13 protein-coding genes and 2 tRNA genes are annotated in these 15,557 nt (G+C 52.4%); 10 read left to right on the top strand and 5 right to left on the bottom strand.

Annotation, left to right across the window (positions count from 1 at the left end):
* The first annotated feature begins 20 nt into the window (after positions 1-20).
* The 10 genes from H6507_04445 to H6507_04400 all read left to right on the top strand — a co-directional run bounded on the left by H6507_04445 (position 21) and on the right by H6507_04400 (position 10,005).
* On the top strand, positions 21-653 hold the full coding sequence (locus H6507_04445; GenBank protein MCB9368341.1) for an SOS response-associated peptidase: 633 nt from the start codon (positions 21-23) through the stop codon (positions 651-653).
* Positions 654-1,832, top strand: a complete 1,179-nt coding sequence (locus H6507_04440) for a class I SAM-dependent rRNA methyltransferase (GenBank protein MCB9368340.1) — start codon at positions 654-656, stop codon at positions 1,830-1,832. It abuts the gene before it with no gap.
* Between the two features lie 107 nt (positions 1,833-1,939).
* Positions 1,940-2,632 carry a protein-L-isoaspartate(D-aspartate) O-methyltransferase gene (locus H6507_04435; protein MCB9368339.1) on the top strand — a complete coding sequence of 231 codons (693 nt, stop codon included), beginning with the start codon at positions 1,940-1,942 and terminating at the stop codon, positions 2,630-2,632.
* Positions 2,610-2,683 (top strand) — tRNA-Pro (locus H6507_04430). The genes H6507_04435 and H6507_04430 overlap by 23 nt, the downstream gene beginning before the upstream one ends.
* Before the next feature lie 49 nt (positions 2,684-2,732).
* On the top strand, positions 2,733-3,395 hold the full coding sequence (locus H6507_04425; GenBank protein MCB9368338.1) for a VTT domain-containing protein: 663 nt from the start codon (positions 2,733-2,735) through the stop codon (positions 3,393-3,395).
* 12 nt (positions 3,396-3,407) lie between these two features.
* Positions 3,408-4,067 (top strand): DedA family protein, encoded by a 660-nt coding sequence (locus tag H6507_04420; GenBank protein ID MCB9368337.1) that lies wholly within the window; start codon positions 3,408-3,410, stop codon positions 4,065-4,067.
* Positions 4,045-4,818, top strand: a complete 774-nt coding sequence (locus tag H6507_04415; protein ID MCB9368336.1) for an alpha/beta hydrolase — start codon at positions 4,045-4,047, stop codon at positions 4,816-4,818. Before H6507_04420 ends, H6507_04415 begins: the two co-directional genes overlap by 23 nt.
* Positions 4,799-5,263, top strand: coding sequence for a GNAT family N-acetyltransferase (locus H6507_04410; protein MCB9368335.1), 465 nt, complete (start codon positions 4,799-4,801; stop codon positions 5,261-5,263). Before H6507_04415 ends, H6507_04410 begins: the two co-directional genes overlap by 20 nt.
* Before the next feature lie 219 nt (positions 5,264-5,482).
* Positions 5,483-7,174 carry a DUF262 domain-containing protein gene (locus H6507_04405; GenBank protein MCB9368334.1) on the top strand — a complete coding sequence of 564 codons (1,692 nt, stop codon included), beginning with the start codon at positions 5,483-5,485 and terminating at the stop codon, positions 7,172-7,174.
* Positions 7,175-7,185: 11 nt separating this feature from the next.
* On the top strand, positions 7,186-10,005 hold the full coding sequence (locus H6507_04400) for a leucine--tRNA ligase (protein ID MCB9368333.1): 2,820 nt from the start codon (positions 7,186-7,188) through the stop codon (positions 10,003-10,005).
* A gap of 395 nt (positions 10,006-10,400) precedes the next feature.
* Here H6507_04400 and H6507_04395 read toward each other — a convergent pair whose 3' ends face one another.
* The 5 genes from H6507_04395 to folD all read right to left on the bottom strand — a co-directional run bounded on the left by H6507_04395 (position 10,401) and on the right by folD (position 15,553).
* Positions 10,401-11,222, bottom strand: coding sequence for a hypothetical protein (locus tag H6507_04395; protein ID MCB9368332.1), 822 nt, complete (start codon positions 11,220-11,222; stop codon positions 10,401-10,403).
* A 69-nt stretch (positions 11,223-11,291) separates the two neighbouring features.
* A complete protein-coding gene (locus H6507_04390; protein ID MCB9368331.1) occupies positions 11,292-13,043 on the bottom strand; it encodes a phosphoenolpyruvate carboxykinase (GTP) in 1,752 nt (583 codons plus the stop codon).
* Positions 13,044-13,165: 122 nt separating this feature from the next.
* Positions 13,166-13,261, bottom strand: a tRNA-Sec gene (locus H6507_04385).
* 8 nt (positions 13,262-13,269) lie between these two features.
* Positions 13,270-14,673 carry a hypothetical protein gene (locus tag H6507_04380; protein MCB9368330.1) on the bottom strand — a complete coding sequence of 468 codons (1,404 nt, stop codon included), beginning with the start codon at positions 14,671-14,673 and terminating at the stop codon, positions 13,270-13,272.
* Positions 14,666-15,553: a bifunctional methylenetetrahydrofolate dehydrogenase/methenyltetrahydrofolate cyclohydrolase FolD gene (folD, locus tag H6507_04375; GenBank protein ID MCB9368329.1), complete on the bottom strand. Its 888-nt coding sequence runs from the start codon at positions 15,551-15,553 to the stop codon at positions 14,666-14,668. The genes H6507_04380 and folD overlap by 8 nt, the downstream gene beginning before the upstream one ends.
* Positions 15,554-15,557: the final 4 nt, after the last annotated feature.

Here is a 15,557-nt window from a genome sequence, read left to right as displayed (position 1 = left end):
TTTTTGTTAAGGAGAAGAGCATGTGTAACGCATACGGAACAATCGGGTACTCACGGAGTGCTTTTCTGCATGACCTGTTGGGAATTCCGAGAAACCTCGACTATGACCGGCCAAAGAAAGTCGTTAGGCCGACGGATTCTGTGCCCGTCGTGCGACTGGCCGACGCAGGCTTTGAACAGCTTGAGATGAGATGGGGGCTTGTGCCCGCTTGGTCGAAAACGATGCCGGAACGGCCGCTGACAAATGCGCGAAGTGAAACCGTCGATGAACTCAAGTCGTTTGCGGAGGCCTTTCGCTCGCGGAGATGTGTGATGCCGGGGGATGAATTTTATGAATGGATCAAAGGGACGAAACAGCGAGTGACGTTTCGGCCTAAGGAAGAAGAATTTTTGTTTGCGGGACTTTGGGACCGATGGAACGACGGAGAAAAAGTCATCGAGAGTTGCGTGATGCTCACGACCTCGGCGAACGATGTGGTTGCGCCGGTGCATGACCGGATGCCTGTGGTGCTGAAGCCTGAGGACTGCGTGAAATGGCTCAATTCGGAAACTGCGGTGGAAGATTTGAAGAAACTCTTGGCGCCGTTGGAAAACGAGTTGATCACGCTGGTTGAAGAGATCACTCCGAAATCAAATCAAACTTCGCTTTTTTAGATGAGTTCACGTTATCCTAATGTTGTGCTGAAGAAAGGCGCGGAGTCGCGCGTCTTTGGAGGACATCTGTGGATTTTTTCGAATGAACTTCAGGACGGATTTCAGTCGCTCGAGCCGGGACAGTTTGTGCGAGTGGTCGATAGCCGCGAGAGGTTTTACGGCATCGGCTCGGTGAATCCGCACAGTTTGATTTCGGTCAGACTTTTTTCACGTGATGAAGTAATTGTCGACCGCGAATTTGTTTGGCAGAGATTGGATGCTGCGTTGAACGCGCGGCAGAAAATGTTTGGCGATGCACGTGTTTGTCGCATCGTGTTTAGTGAAGCGGACGGGTTACCGGGGATCATCGTCGATCTATTTGGCGAGCTTGTGGTCTATCAAGTTTTGACTGCGGGCGCTGAGGCGCTGGAAAAGCACTTTTGTGATTGGATTCTCGATAGACTAGGTGCGAAAGTTATTGTTGCGGCAAATGACTCTTCGATGAGATCGCTTGAGGGACTTGGGCAAGAAAGAAAAGTCGTTCATGGTACAATTGATGAGACATTTGAGTTTGAGCAGGATGGGCTGAGACTACTTGCCGATCCCATTGCCGGACAGAAAACGGGATATTTTTTGGATCAGAGACTCAATCGCAAGTTGACGCAGAGTTTTGTGCGCGGCGGCGAGGAGTTTCTCGATTTGTTTTGTTACACGGGAGCATTTGGAGCATACGCCTTGCAAGCAGGGGTTGCGACTTCGACTTATGTCGACGGTTCGGAGCGCGCACTATCTTTGGTTAAACAAGTTGTCTTAATGAACGGCTTTGAAGAACGCGCACGTTATGTAAAAACCGACATATTCGATTGGCTAAAGGATGTCGCGCAGCAATACGATATTGTCAGTTTGGATCCGCCGGCGCTGGCGAAGAGTCGGAGCAAGGCGACCGTTGCGCTGCGCGCTTATCGTGATCTAAATGCGCGTGCGATGAAGTGGGTGAAGCCAGGAGGATTGTTGTTGACGTCGAGTTGTTCGGGTTTAATATCGCGCGTAAACTGGAGAAAGGCACTCGAGGAAGCGGCGTTCAAAAGCCGGCGAACTGTCAGGTTTTTGGCCTTCGGGACGCAGGCGCCGGATCACCCGGTGCTGGCTGCGATGCCCGAAACGGAGTATTTGAAATTCGCTGTTGCTCAGGTGCTCTAAACTTCGAGTTTTAGGGAGCTTGACAATGAGCGAGCGAAATGGTATATTCTGGTTCTGTCTGCGCAACCTCGATCCGATGGACGTTTTGTCGTCTCTGATTTAAGTCTATGAGAAACTATAAGTTATCCAGAGACGAAATGGTCCTCACGCAGCTTCAGCGGAGAGGGATCACAGATAGCCGTGTGCTCGATGCCATGCGGCAGGTGAAGCGGCACGAGTTTGTGGATCAGGCCTTCCAGAACCGAGCTTACGAAGATACTCCGCTACCGATTGACAGCGGGCAGACCATCAGCCAGCCGTTTATTGTCGCGAAGATGACGGAACTACTCAATGTCCAGCCGAATGACCGGATTTTGGAGATTGGCACGGGGTCAGGATACCAGGCTGCGATACTGTGCGTGCTGGCTGGAAAAGTCTTTACGATTGAACGGCACTTTGGTCTTGCGAAAGAGGCTCGGGCGAGACTTGAAGCGGCGGGTTTATCGAATGTGGTGGTGAAACACGGTGACGGCACGATCGGTTGGTCGGAGCACGCACCGTTTGACAAGATTATTATTACGGCGTCCGCACCGAATTTGCCGAAAACTCTTTCCAAGCAATTGAAAGAGGGAGGGCGAATGATTTTCCCGATGGGTGCGGGGCGCGAGCAAGTCTTGCAGATCGCCGACAAAGTTGACGGCGAACTGCAGATCCAAGAAATGGGTATGGTCTCTTTCGTGCCGTTGATTGGCCGAGAGGGATTCAGTGATCCGGGATCGGATCCGAGACAATATATGTCGGGGCGTAGCGCAGTCCGGTAGCGCACTTGGTTCGGGACCAAGGGGTCGCTGGTTCAAATCCAGTCGCCCCGACAACGCAACAAAGCCGCCCTTGGTTGAAGGGCGGCTTTGTTTTCTTCGTATGGACTCACTCTCACAACTCGCTCAATTTTTTTCAAATCTTGACACGCGCCTTGAGCAGGTTGCGATTCAGTATGGTGCGTGGACATACTTGATTATTTTCGCAACGGTTTTCGCCGAAACGGGATTAATCATCGCTGCGTTCCTTCCTGGCGATACACTGTTGTTTGCGGCAGGGACGTTTGCAGGGGCGGGACATTTGAATATTTTTGAGTTGGCCGTAGGGATTCACTTCGCGGCGATTTGCGGAGATAGTGCGAACTATTGGATTTCGCGGAAGCTCGGGCACGACGTGCTCGTCAAGTGGACGAAACTGATCCGGCCGGGGTACCTTCGCAAAGCATCGTCGTTTTACCGCAAAAACGGAACGAAGGCCGTGCTGGTGTCGAGATTTGTGCCGACATTCCGGACGTTCGTGCCGTTTATTGCGGGGCTTTCGAAAATGAAATACTCGCGATTTCTGGTGGCGAGTGTGGTCGGATCGGCGTTGTGGGTCTCGGTGTTTGTGTTCGGAGGATATTTCTTCGGGTCGATTCCGTGGGTACGCAAAAATTTTGTATTTGCGATTGTAATTGTAGGAACGGCGACAGTTGTTCCGAGCGTGATTGGAGTTGTGCGGGCATTGATGAAAAGACGATCTGAAAGAGACAAGCGGACAAACTGACAGGATCGAGTTTTGGAATTTCTCTCTACAATAATAGATATCTTCCTGCATCTTGACGTTCACCTTGGAGAGGTGATCAAAGACTACGGGACACTCACGTATTTTATCTTGTTCGCGATCATTTTTTGCGAGACGGGGTTGGTGGTGACGCCGTTTTTGCCGGGGGATTCGCTGCTGTTTGCGGCGGGCGCATTTGCGGCTTTGGGGTCGCTTGAGTTGCCGCTGTTGTTGGGGATTCTCTATCTTGCTCCGATTTTGGGGGACTCGACGAACTATTGGATCGGGAGATTTATCGGGCCGAAGGTTTATAGTGCGAATTCGCGGTGGGTGAAACGGGAGTATATTGACAAAACGCACGCGTTTTATGAGAAGCACGGTGGAAAGACGATTGTGGTTGCGCGGTTCATGCCGATTTTTCGGACGTTCGCGCCGTTTGTGGCAGGGATTGGGAAGATGAATTACTTGAGGTTTTTCACGTTTAGTGTGTTTGGAACTTTGCTGTGGATTACGGCGTGTGTCGTGGCGGGATATTACTTCGGAAACATTCCATTTGTGAAGAAGAATTTCTCGCTGGTGATTTTCGCGATTATCGGGATTTCGGTTTTGCCGATGGTGATTCACCTGGCTCAGGACTGGTTGAAGAAGAGACGTGCGGCAATCCCTAACGCTTGAGTTTGAAGAGTATTCGCTCGCGGCGGAGATGTTGCTGCGTGGTGAATCGGTGAGCGATCCGGCGATTGTGTTGTTACATGACGCGCTGGGGTGTATGGCGACTTGGAAGGAATTCCCCGAGCGGCTCTTTGAGGCTACTGGGTTGGATGTGGTGATGTTTGATCGGCGGGGGCATGGGGTGTCTTCGCCGCTTTCAGATGAGAAACGCACGAGCGCGTATTTGGAAGAAGATGCGCGGAGGTTGCCGGAGATTTTGGATCGGCTTGGAGTTCGGCGCGCGATTTTGGTGGGGCATAGTGATGGGGGATCGATTGCGCTGGTGGCGGCCGCTTTGTATCCTGAGCGAGTTGCTTCTGTGGTTTCGATTGCGGCGCATGTGCTGCTGGAAGAAATTACGATTGAGGGTGTGAAGCACACGGTGGCGACAGCGGGGGAGACGCGGCTCTTGGAACGGCTGCGCAAGTATCACGGGGAGAAGACTGAGCGGCTCTACTCTGTTTGGCATGAGACTTGGCTGAATCCTGCGCATCGCGAGTGGAATTTGTTTTCGTATTTGCCGAAGATTGTTTGTCCGGTGTTGGTGATGCAGGGGGAACTCGATGAATATGGATCGAGGGAGCAGGTGGAGCGGATTGTGAGGGGCGTGGGGGGGAGTGCGCGGAGTGTGATGTTTGCGGGGGTGGGGCATGCGCCGCAGAGGGAATGTCTGGGGGATGTGGTTGGGGAGATTTGTGAACACTGCGCGGCTTGAACTTCGTTTGCAATCGCCTGCTGAGGTGTTAGCGTGGGTGGAGTCACTGCCTGCTGCTGAGCAAGTGGACGTTTCTCCCGAGTGGTTGAAAAAGGTGAAACTGGCGACGGAGCCTGATCCGTGGTTGTGCCAGTTTCAGATTGTGCGCGCGGCGGATGGAGTGGTGTTGGGTTCGTGCGGATTCAGTGGGGCGCCGGATGCCGCGGGGATGGTGGAGATTGCCTATGCGATAGCTGAAGAGTTTCGCGGCCAAGGGTATGCGACGGAAGCGGCAGAGGGACTTGTGATGTTTGCGAAGAGCCAGCTAACCGTGTCGGTCGTGCGCGCGCATACGAAGGCGGATAATCCGGCGTCTGGAGCCGTGCTCAAGAAGGCGGGGTTTGTGTTTGTGGGGGATTTTGTGGATCCGGAGGATGGGGAGGTGCGGAGGTGGGAAAAGATATAGCGTGACTGGCATAAACGTGGGGCATGCGCCGCAGAGGGAATGTTTGGGGGATGTGGTTGGGGAGACTGTGGGATCTGCGGTCTGAGGCTATTCTTTTAAGTCGATGGTTGTGTTTGTGGTGATCTTGTTGATACAAAGGATGGAGATGTGCGGAGGTAGGAATGCGGGGGATAAGTGTGAGATTTTTTGTGGAAGAACTCAACTCACTTTGGAGGCAGTATGGCAGTTCTGCGTAAAATTGAAACGAACTATGTTACGATAGAGGAGTTACTCAAACGACCAGTAAGCTATCGAGTTCCTCAGTATCAACGTGATTTTGCGTGGACAGAGGATGAGACCGATGTCTTATGGCAGGATCTAGTGCACGCATATGAAAATGGGGAAGATGAGTATTTTCTTGGTGCGATTGTCACTGCAATGTCTGAAAGTGAAATCCCTTCTCGCGAAATAGTAGATGGTCAACAGAGGTTGGCTGCTTTGTCTATGGTCCTCTCTGCAATCTCAGAATACTGGGCAAATCAGTCTGATCAAGGAAGATCTGATGGTTTGTTTTATGATTTTCTGGGTAGCAAAGACAGAAGAACTGGAAAGGTTCTACCAAAGCTGTCTCTAAATGAAACAGACGATCCAGTGTTTCAAAAATTTGTAATTCAACGAAATGTAGCTAGCGCTACGGACAAGAAACTTTGGTCATCTTCAAACAAACTGTTAGTATGTGCATTTGATCGATTTAGAAAAGCGCTTAGCGACTGGGTGGGAGAATACAAAGAACCTGAAGAAGCCATGCTGGATTTGGAAGAGTTCGTTACGAAAAAAGTAGGGATTATTCATATTGAAGTAGAGGATAACGCAGACGCTTTTGTAATTTTTGAAACGCTTAATGACAGAGGCCTTGATTTGGCAGTTTCTGATCTTGTAAAGAACTATTTGTTCTCGAAAGCAGGCCGTACTATTGAAAGATACTCGAAAAGTTGGCGAGAAACTTCGTTGCTTGTTGGAAGTGAGAACATGACTCAGTTCTTAAGACATCATTGGCTTGCTTTCCATGAACTGGTTCGTGAGAAGGACTTGTATAAGAGCATAAGGAGTGAGTATGCGAATCCTCCCGCTACGCGCGAGTTTATCCAGGAAATCCGGGAGACCGCTGACTTGTATGCAGCACTTTCAAATCCTGAACACGTGTTTTGGTCAGATCACCCGATTGAAGTTCAAGAGCATCTTGAGGCACTTTTGCGTTTTAAGGCTCAGCAATTTAGACCTGTTGCACTAGCGGCGATGAGAAAACTGTCACCGGACGTGACCACAAAGATCCTTCGTGACCTTGTGGTAGTGACTTTTAGATACACTGTGATTGGTTCACTTGGAACTGGAAATCTGGAAAAGGCATATGCAGATGCCGCGGCAGCCATAACGTCAGGAAGTGCGAAATCGTCGAAGCAGGTGTTCGCAAAACTTAATAAGATATATGTTGATGACAACCAATTTCTGACCCTTTTTGAGTCGAAACGAATGAACAAGCCGTTGATTGCACGTTATATTCTTGCACGGATCAATGATACCGTTGGGACATCTCAAGAAATTAGAGTGGCTGAGGACAAGGGAAGAGTTAATCTTGAACACATACTTCCTAAGAAGCCAGATGGTCGTGTGTGGTCGGGTTCCTATCGGAATCAAGATGAACTTGCGGAAGTAGTAGATTTACTTGGTAACATGACTCTTCTGGAGCGCGGGAAGAATCGTGATCTTGGAAACTCTAGTTTTGAAGTGAAGCGTTCAAAAGGATTCGCAAAGTCTGCACTTACTTTAAACACTGAGTTGTGTGAAACTTTGCACTGGGATGCTGAAGCCATTAGGTCTCGTACCAAGAAACTGGCCCAAAAGGCATGCGAAATTTGGCGCGTAGGCTATTGAGAGTAACTTTTATGACACCACCCAAACCTATATCCGAACAGGCTTACCCGTTTGCTGAAGTTGAATCCCGCTGGCAGTTGTGGTGGGAGGAAAACGGGATTTATAAATGGGGGCGTCGGGTGCCTTCGGGTGATGAAAAGACCCCCCCTAGCCCCCCCGCGCAGCGCGGAGGGGGATCAGAGGGTGCATCCGCTCGTTTAGAGGGATCGGATGCGCCTGAACATTTTACCCCCCCTAGCCCCCCCGGAGGACCGGGGGGGAATGCGGAACGTCCTAAGCACTATGTGCTGGTGATGTTCTCTTATCCTTCGGGGGATAAGCTGCACATGGGGCACTGGTACAACTTTGGGCCGACGGATAGTTATGCGCGGTTCAAGCGGATGCAGGGGTATGACGTGTTCGAACCGATGGGGTTTGACTCGTTCGGGCTGCCCGCTGAGAACTATGCGATTAAGACGGGGATTCATCCGGCGAAATCGACCGCGAATAACATCAAAGTTATGCGCGAGCAGCTCAAGAAAATCGGCGCGATGTACGATTGGGATTACGAGGTTGTGACGTCGTCGCCGGACTACTACAAGTGGACGCAGTGGTGGTTCCTCTTGATGTACAAGCGCGGGCTGGCCTATCAAAAAGACGCGCTGGTGAATTGGTGCCCGAACTGTCAGACGGTGTTGGCCAATGAGCAGGTGACTTCGGATAATCTTTGTGAGCGCTGCGACTCGCTGGTAGAGCGGCGAAAGATGAGGCAGTGGTTTTTCCGAATTTCCGACTATAACCAGAGACTGCTCGATGGACTTGATACCATTGACTGGCCGGAGAAGACGAAGGCCATGCAGCGGTATTGGATCGGGAAGTCGGAGGGGACGGAGATCTCCTTCAAAATAGGAAATAGGAAAGAGGAAAGAGGAAATTCAGAAAAGACCCCCCCTAACCCCCCCGCGCAGCGCGGAGGGGGATCAGAAATCAGAGTGTTTACTACGCGGGCGGATACGCTGTTTGGGGTTACTTACGTGGTTATGGCGCCGGAGCATCCACTGGTGAAGGACGTTACTACGGATGAGCAGAGGGGAGCTGTTGAGGAATATGTCCAGGCGGCTTTGAGTCTCTCTGAAGTCGATCGGCAGATGGAGGATCGTCCCAAGACGGGGGTGTTTACGGGAGCTTATGCGATTCATCCGCTAACCGGTGACTCTGTGACGGTTTGGGTGGCGGATTATGTGATTGGGTCGTACGGAACGGGCGCGGTGATGGCTGTGCCGGCGCATGACACTCGGGATTTTGCGTTTGCGAAGACGTACGGGTTGCCGATTAAGGAAGTGATTCGACCTGATGAAAAGACCCCCCCTAGCCCCCCCGCGCAGCGCGGAGGGGGATCAGACTCAGAAGCCCCCCTTAATCCCCCCATTTCCGCAGACGCAAATGGAGGGAGACCTGAAGCAGCATTCACTGAGTATGGGGTGATGTTTGATTCGGGGGAATTTTCGGGGTTGTCGTCTAAGGATGGAATTAAGAAGGTGGGGGAGAAGCTCAAATCACTTGGGCTGGGTGAACCTACCGTGACTTGGCATCTTAGGGATTGGACGGTGTCGCGGCAACGGTACTGGGGTGCACCGATTCCGATGGTGCACTGCGAGAAATGCGGGACGGTGCCGGTACCTGAGGATCAACTACCTGTTTTGCTGCCTGAGAATGTCGAAGAGTATAAGCCCAAGGGAAAATCGCCGCTGGCGAGTGTGGAGTCGTTTATCAAGACGTCGTGTCCGCAGTGCGGCGGTGCGGCCGAGCGAGATCCCGATACGATGGACACGTTCGTTTGTTCGTCGTGGTATTATCTTCGATATCCCGACGCGCATCTGTCCGACGCGCCGTTTGATAGAGAGCATCTCAAGAACATGTTTCCGGTCGATCAATATGTCGGTGGACCGGAACATGCGATGGGCCATTTGATTTACAGTCGCTTCTTTGCGAAGGTGGCGAAAGATGCCGGATGGTTTCCGTATGAAGAGCCGTTCTCGCGGCTGATTCATCAGGGGATCATCTTGAACAACGGCGAACGGATGTCGAAATCGAAGGGCAACACGGTCGCACCGGAGCCGGTTTTGGAGCGTGTCGGTTCAGATGTTTTGCGGTGTTACTTAATGTTCTCGGGTGACTATACGCAGGGGGGAGACTGGTCGGAAGGCGGGATCTCGGGGATTGAGAGATTTGTGGCGAGAGTTTGGCGATTGGGGATGGCGGTGGCGGACGGCAAGATCGAAAAATCCGAAGCCCCCCTTAATCCCCCCATTTCCGCAGACGTAAATGGGGGGAGACCGGAAGACGCCATGCCACGGGATGTTGAGAGGAAACTGCATCAGACAATTCAGGCTGTTGGGCATGACCTGCAGGGGTTTGCTTTTAATACTCAGCTTGCGCGGTTGATGGAACTGACGAATACGATTTATGGCTGGGTTGGATCCGATCTCAAGGACGTGCAATCGAGTCCGGCGAAGGTAGAAGCCGTGGAAACGCTGGTGAAGCTGATTGCGCCGTCGGCGCCGCATTTGGCCGAGGAGCTTTGGCATGTGTTCGGACATTTGGGATCGATCTTTGACGAATCCTGGCCGGAATTTGATGCTGAGAAAGCGAAAGCTGATACGCTGACGATTGCGGTGCAGATCAACGGGAAGCTGCGCGAGACGTTTGAGGCGGCGGCGGGCGCAACTAAAGACGAACTTGAAAAGTCGGCGCTGGAACTCGATAAGATTAAGGCGCAGCTCGAGGGCAAACAGCTTGCGAAGGTGATTGTGGTACCGGGGAAGATTGTGAATCTGGTCGTCAAAGGGTAGCCTGCGTGCCGTTGGACTGATTGAAGCGTCTTGAATAGGTCCTTACAGAGGATGACAGAAGTAGAGCTGAAAGGCCGGGTTTGCGCCCGGCCTTCTAATTGATGCAAAAGTCACATAAGTAATATTATGTGCAGACAGGCTGCACATAATATCGTTGCGGTGCATTCGCCTTGCCGTGTATTCACCTTGCGGTGCAGACACCTTGCCGTGTGTTCACCTTGCCGTGTGTTCACCTTGCGGTGCATTCAACTTGCGGTGCATTCGCCTTGCCGTGTATTCACCTTGCGGTGCAGACACCTTGAAGTGTATTCATCTTGAAGTGCAGACACCTTGTGAAGTCTTTTGAGCCTTACTCCTTGTAAATTCATGGGTTGCTGTGCAGATACTTCCGTTGTCTATCGACCTTTATCGCCTTGGAAGTTCATTGGTTGAAGCTCAACGATAAGCCTGTAGACCTTTCCGGGGGCTAAACTTAGGTCATCTTTGTGGCCATAGTAGCCGCGTTGCTCGATTTGAATGGTCTGTTCGCCCGACGGGACGTCACCGGAATAGCAGATTGGGCCGCCATCGGTTCTTTCGGAGTTTGACCGATCGCGGATGCTGCACCGCCTAAGTGTGGCACCGGAGCTCAGGCTTACTTTCGGTGCCGGAGAATTCACTTCTACTATAAGGCGTGCATCGGAGCTTGGTCCGTAGCCCAGGTCCAAGCGGTTTCCTTCGATAATCAACCGGCTTATTGACTCGGCTGTTGTCGATGATGAGCTCGAAATCAAGCCAAGAAGCTGGTCGGCTAAGTCGCGAGCAACGTAGGATAAATCCTCCCAGCGGCCGGCAGTTGAAGACGTTTGGTAGCCGCGCGGGACTTTGCCCAAGGAGACATCGACAAGTTGCGCATCTCCCCGTATTGCGGTAGGTAATTCGGCGAATGTTCCGATGACCGCGAAATCTGCTTCGACCACTTTCGCTTTTTCAAGTGCGGCTTCAACATTAAAAGCCAGATCATCGATTTTGACGACTTCTACATCGGTGCTGCGGGTCAAGTCGGAAACAATGAAGCTCTGCAAGGCAAGCTGGTAGTTCAAGACCTTTACTTGATCGCCCCAGACATCGTACGTTGAATCCATCAGCGGTTGAAACGGAAACACGGCGACCTTCGGAAGCGCAGATGCGCTTCCGCAAAATACCGCAATTAGGAAGGTTGCCCAAAGTGTCTTCATATTTCTTGTCTCCATGAAAAGAGCCACCTGCTCATTGAACAGATGGCTCTTTCAAATTGTTTCAGGCCGTTAGCTCAAACGTTTTTCGAGAGCGTCCATTTCTTCATTCAAGGCCTTCGGGAAGCGGTCGCCAAACTTGGCGAAATACTCGCGAGTCTCAGCAAATGAGGCCTTCCACGCCGTTTTGTCGACGCTAAGAATCGTATTTAAGGCATCGTCGGAACAATCCAATCCTTCGCGGTTTAAGTCCTGCATGCGGGGCATATTTCCAAGCGGAGTTGCGGCTGCGCCCGCCTTACCCTCCACCCTATCAATAATCCATTGCAGAACACGCACGTTGTCGCCGAAACCGGGCCACAAGAACTTGCCGTTTTCGTCCTGACGGAACCAATTGACGCCGTAGATTTTGGGCGGATTCGGAACCTTCGTTCCCATGTTGATCCAGTGCTGGAAGTAATCGCCCATGTGGTAACCACAGAACGGCAACATCGCCATCGGATCGTGGCGGATCGTGCCAACCTTATTGTCCGTGGCTGCGGCAGTGGTTTCAGAACCCATCGACGCTCCGAGCAAAACGCCGTGATTCCAATTCATGCCTTCTACGACCAGCGGAACCAAGCTCGCGCGGCGGCCGCCGAAGAGAATCGCCGAAATCGGCACGCCTTCCGGATCTTCCCAGTGCGGCGAAATCGACGGACATTGTGACGCTGGGGTCGTGAATCGGCTATTGGGATGGGCAGCTTTCTCGGTGCTGTCCGGCGTCCAGGGGTTGCCTTTCCAATCCGTCAACTTGGCAGGCGGCGGAGACGACAGGCCTTCCCACCAAACGTTCTTGTTTTCGTCGATGGCGACGTTGGTGAAAAGCGAATTGGCGGAAGCTGTCTTTAATGCATTCAGGTTTGTCTTGGCCGAGGTGCCAGGCGCCACGCCGAAGAAACCGGCTTCGGGATTAATGGCGTACAGGCGGCCGTCCTTGCCATAGCGCATCCAAGCAATGTCATCGCCGACGGTCCACGCTTTCCAGCCTTTCAGGGCTGCGGGAGGTATCACCATTGCGAGATTTGTCTTGCCACACGCGGAGGGGAAAGCGGCCGCAATATAGTAAGTCTTGCCTTCCGGATTTTCCAAACCAAGAATCAACATATGTTCGGCCAGCCAGCCTTCACGGTGGGCTTGCGCCGAGGCGATACGGAGCGCGTGGCACTTCTTGCCAAGTAGAGCGTTGCCGCCATAACCTGACCCGAATGACCAGATTTCATTTCTTTCGGGGAAATGGCAGATGGCACGAGTCTCGGGTTTCAATTCACCGATCGAATGCATGCCCTTGACGAAGTCCTTGGAGTCGCCAAGTTGTTTCAAAGCCTTGTCGCCGACGCGCGCCATGATGAACATGTTCAGCACGACGTAAACGGAATCCGTGAGCTGGAAGCCGACTTTGCTGTAGGGACTTCCCAATGGGCCCATGACGTAGGGAAGCACGTACATTGTGCGGCCCTTCATGGCACCGGCATAGCGAGGCAGAATTTCCGCCTGTGCCTGCGCCGGGGACATATAGTTATTGGTGGGGCCGCAGTCGGATTCTTTTTCGGAGCAGATATAGGTTACTTTTTCGGTACGGGCGACATCCGTGGGGTCGGAACGATAGAGATAGCAGTTGGGCCAATTGGCCTCATTCAAGCGCGTGAATTCACCGCTGTCCAGCAGCATCTTTGTGAGCATGTCACGCTCGGCGTCAGAACCATCACACCAATGGACTTTGTCGGGCTTGCACAGCTTTGCGCACTCATCTACCCACGATGTAACGGCGGAGTTGGCAGTCATAAATTCCTCGTAAACAGTAGAATAGTTTTGAATAGTAGGTTATTCCCTATAGAAGCTAACCAAGTTAGACTGAAATGTCAAGACGATGAATTTCCAGTGATGCCCGTGGGAATTGGGCTTTGCGGGAACGTCTGGGAATCGAACCCAGCCATCCATGTGTTACATGGACGCAAACGGTTTTGAAGACCGCGGGAGCCACCAGTGCCCCATCCGTCCCCACGGCGAGTTAGGCCGTGATCGTATTTTTGTGCGACAATTTGCCGAGGAATTCCGCGGCCGCTCCGCCAAAGCTGCCGTTGCTCATAAAGAGAATGACGCGGCGGTCGGATTTGGGGAGACCGTTCAAAAGGTACTCAGGGATGTCGCAATTTTCAAGTGCGTACGCTTGAACTCCTTGGGTTCTTAACTCGCCAACCATCCGGTCCGTATCGACGACGTCGGGTTTGGGAATCTTGTCTTTGCGGTGCACCGTACCGATAATTGCCACATGGGAGTGGGCAAGCGCTTCGCGGAACTCGTCCTGGTACTTGTTGCGAACGGCGGTGTTGCTGCGAGGTTCGAAGACTGCGACGACCTCGCGATCCGGATGCTCTGCGCGAACGGCATCGACAGCGGCAGCGATGGCCGTCGGGTGATGCGCGAAATCATCATAAACGATAAGTTCGTTTGAAGAAAAGAGTAACTCGAGTCGGCGCTTGATGCCGCGAAATGAGGATGCGGCATGAACGACATCAGCAACGGGAATATCGAGCGACTCGATACCGGCAATAGCCATGGCGACGTTCAGACGGTTGTGCGCACCGATGACACCGGGTGCGAAATCCGGATAGGATGTTCCGTCGGGCCCGCGAAGTGTCTTCTCGTCAATAAAGTAATCGCTGTCAGATTTATCCGAGACTTTCACAACCGGACAAGGCGACTTTGAGGCTAATTCGAGCGCGAGGGGGCTGTCTGCTGCGACCACCAAAGTTCCGTTTGCAGGCAGCTGAGCCACAAGCCGGCGAAACGAGATTAGCATTTCTTCGAGTGTCGGGAAAATGTCGAGATGGTCGTGCTCAACCCGACCGAGAATCAGAACGTGCGGAAAATAGTCGAGAAACTTGGAACGTTTGTCAAAAAACGCGCTGTCGTATTCATCGCCTTCGATTACAAATTCTGATCCGCTGCCATGGTGTCCTCCGAACTCCATGTTCACGGGATCCGCTCCGATCAGATAGCCGGGATTGCGATTAAGCGTGATGAGCAAATGCGCGGCGCAGGCGGACGTCGTGCTTTTGCCATGAGTGCCGGCAATGACTACGCGACGTTTGTTTGCCATCACTGATCTGCGCAGAAAACCGGGAAAAGACTCGAGTCTTAAATTGCGGCGAAGCGCTTCTTCGACTTCAATATGACCGCGCGAGTGAACGTTGCCAACAATAACAACCGTGTTGTCGTCGAGCGGAAGATTGTTTTCGGAATAGGGAGTTTTTGCTGCGATTCCCGCACGGCGCAGAAGCGATGCGGCGGGTTCGTAGATGCCTTGATCGGAGCCCGTTACGTCGTAACCCGCCGAGCGTAAGAGAACCGCGACGTTCGCCATCGCGATGCCGCCGATTCCCATCAAATATACACTCCGCGTTTCAGGCATGTGTTTTCAGATTGGAAAACAGCATGGCGGCTTTTAGTGTATTGCTCATCAAAAGTGTAATCGTCATCGGACCGACGCCGCCGGGAACGGGTGTGATAGCGGATGTGATATCGGCAACTTGATCATACTGTACATCGCCGCAGAGGCCGCCGCCCTCGGATTCGGGCAGGCGATGAATTCCGACATCAATTACGACCGCGCCGGGTTTGACCATGTCGCGAGTAACAAAATTCGGTTGTCCAATAGCAACGACCAGAACATCGGCTGTTCGCGTAATCGATGCGAGATCGCGGCTGCGCGAATGACAAATCGTGACTGTTGCATCGCCCATTTCTCCTTTGGTCGAAAGCAATGTGGCAATCGGACGGCCGACGAGATTGGAGCGTCCCAAGACGACGGCATGTTTGCCTTTGACGTCCACTTCGCTTGCGCGAAGGAGCTCTATGATGCCAGCCGGAGTGCACGGTACAAAACGCGGCCTACCGAGTGCGAGCAGACCCGCGCTCGCGGGATGCAATCCGTCCACATCTTTTCTCGGATCGATCGCATCAATGACTTCGTCCGGATCAAGGTGATTGGGTAGCGGAAGCTGGACGAGGATGCCATGAATGCGGCTGTCGCGATTCAGTTTTTCGATTGTTGCGAGGGTTTCTTCGCGCGACGTGTCAGCGGGAAACCTGAGAGTTTCGGAAAACATACCGAGTCGTTCGCACGCTTTGCCTTTCGATTTCACATATACCGCAGACGCAGGATCGTCACCCACCAATACGACGGCAAGACCGGGAGTTATTCCGGTTTCGGTGATAAATTTCGCGATTTTATTCTTTAGGTTGGCTTGAAGTCCGGCGGCGACCGCCTTTCCATCAATAATTGTCGGCATACTT

This window comes from Calditrichota bacterium (assembly GCA_020637445.1).
Taxonomy (GTDB): domain Bacteria; phylum Electryoneota; class RPQS01; order RPQS01; family RPQS01; genus JABWCQ01.
Note: the sequence above shows the minus strand (reverse complement) of the source record. Positions and strands in the feature narration are given on the sequence as shown.